The organism is Streptomyces phyllanthi (genome assembly GCF_009377205.1).
In the GTDB taxonomy this organism is placed as follows: Bacteria; Actinomycetota; Actinomycetes; order Streptomycetales; family Streptomycetaceae; genus Streptomyces; species Streptomyces phyllanthi.
The window spans coordinates 1-2,027 of record NZ_VJZE01000835.1 but is presented as its reverse complement, the minus strand read 5'-3'; the positions used below and the strand labels follow the sequence as shown (position 1 = coordinate 2,027).

Below are 2,027 nucleotides of genomic sequence, written 5' to 3'. Positions count from 1 at the left end.
GGCGGGTACGGGAACCGGACCGCGTCCCTGGTCCAGCAGGTCGTGTGGGCCGAGGAGTACGTCCGCGCGAAGGCGCCCCCGCGCTCGGGGCACATCGGTGAGAAGCTGCTCGCGCCCACGCTGATCGCGCACGGCGGCGAGGAGCAGAAGCGGCGGTTCCTGCCGCCCGTGGCCCGCGGCGAGGAACTGTGGTGCCAGGGGTACAGCGAGCCGGGGGCGGGGTCCGACCTGGCCGGGGTGCGTACGGCGGCGGTGCGCGAAGGGCCGTCGTACCGGGTCACGGGCCAGAAGATCTGGACCTCGCTGGCACATGAGGCCGACTGGTGCTTCGTACTGGCCCGGACCGACCCGGACTCGCGCCGCCACCACGGACTGTCGTTCCTCCTTGTCCCCATGGACCAGCCGGGCCGTGTCGAGGTGCGGCCGATCCGGCAGATGACGGGGACGAGCGAGTTCAACGAGGTCTTCTTCGAGGGGGCCGTGGCCGAGCACGTGGTGGGCGGGGAGGGCAACGGCTGGCGCGTCGCCATGAGTCTGCTGGGCTTCGAGCGGGGCGTGTCCACGCTGGCCCAGCAGATCGGGTTCGCCGAGGAGCTGGGAAGGGTCGTACGGGCCGCCGTGGAGTCGGGCGCCGCCGACGACCCCGTCGTACGGGACCGGCTCGTGCGGCAGTGGGCGGAGCTGCGGGCCATGCGGTGGAACGCCCTGAGCACGCTGGGGGACGCCCGGGACGCGGGCGCGCCGAGCGTGGCGAAGCTGCTGTGGGGCGGCTGGCACAAGCGGCTCGGCGAACTGGCGATGCTGGTGCGGGGCGCGGACGCGGCCGTGGGCCCGGCGGACTGGTCGCCCTCGGCGCCGTACGAACTCGACGTGCTCCAGCATCTGTTCCTGTTCTCCCGGGCCGACACCATCTACGGCGGCTCGGACGAGGTCCAGCGCACGATCATCGCCGAGCGGGTGCTCGGGCTGCCGAAGGAGCCGAGAGGCTGAAGGCCGAGGGGCTGAGGGACTGAAGGGCTGAGGGGGTTGTGATGCGGGGTGTCGTGTTCGACGGGAAGCGGACCGAGGTCGTGGACGATCTCGTCGTACGGGATCCGGGGCCCGGCGAGGTGCTGGTCGCGATCGCGGCGGCGGGCCTGTGCCACAGCGATCTGTCGGTGGTCGACGGGACGATTCCCTTCCCCGTACCCGTGGTGCTCGGGCACGAGGGCGCGGGTGTGGTGGAGGCGGTGGGGGCCGGTGTCACGCATGTCGGGCCCGGCGACCATGTGGCGCTGTCGACGCTGGCGAACTGCGGGACGTGCGCGGAGTGCGACCGGGGCCGGCCGACGATGTGCCGGCAGGCGATCGGGCGACCGGGCCGGCCGTTCTCGCGGGACGGGCGGCCGGTGTACCAGTTCGCGTCCAACTCCGCGTTCGCCGAGCGCACGGTGGTGAAGGCCGTCCAGGCGGTCCATATCCCCTCGGACATTCCCCTGACGTCGGCCGCGCTGATCGGCTGCGGGGTGCTGACCGGGGTGGGTGCCGTGCTCAACCGCGCGCGCGTGGACCGCGGGGACACGGTGCTGGTGATCGGTACGGGTGGGATCGGCCTCAACGTCATCCAGGGCGCGCGGATCGCGGGCGCGCTGCGGATCGTGGCGGTGGACGCGAATCCGGAGAAGGAGGCGGTGGCGCGGAGGTTCGGCGCGACGGACTTCCTGACGTCCACGGACGGTGTGCGGGACGTGCTGCCGACGGGCGCGGACCACGCCTTCGAGTGCGTGGGCCGTGTCGAGCTGATCCGTCAGGCGGTCGACCTGCTGGACCGGCACGGGCAGGCGGTGCTGCTCGGGGTGCCGCCGGCGACGGCCGAGGCGTCATTCCTGGTCTCGTCCCTGTACCTGGACAAGTCCATCCTGGGCTGCCGGTACGGCTCGTCGCGTCCGCAGCGGGACATCGCGCTGTACGCGGATCTCTACCGGGAGGGGCGGCTGCTGCTGGACGAACTGGTGACGGCGACGTATCCGGTGGAGGGGTTCGAGAAG

General features: G+C 72.5%; 2 protein-coding genes. Both read left to right on the top strand.

Annotation, left to right across the window (positions count from 1 at the left end):
- Positions 1–990: acyl-CoA dehydrogenase family protein (locus FNH04_RS45395; RefSeq protein WP_152792059.1), on the top strand; the 990-nt coding region annotated here is incomplete at its 5' end.
- Positions 991–1,031: 41 nt separating this feature from the next.
- Positions 1,032–2,027: Zn-dependent alcohol dehydrogenase (locus FNH04_RS45390; RefSeq protein ID WP_152792058.1), on the top strand; the 996-nt coding region annotated here is incomplete at its 3' end.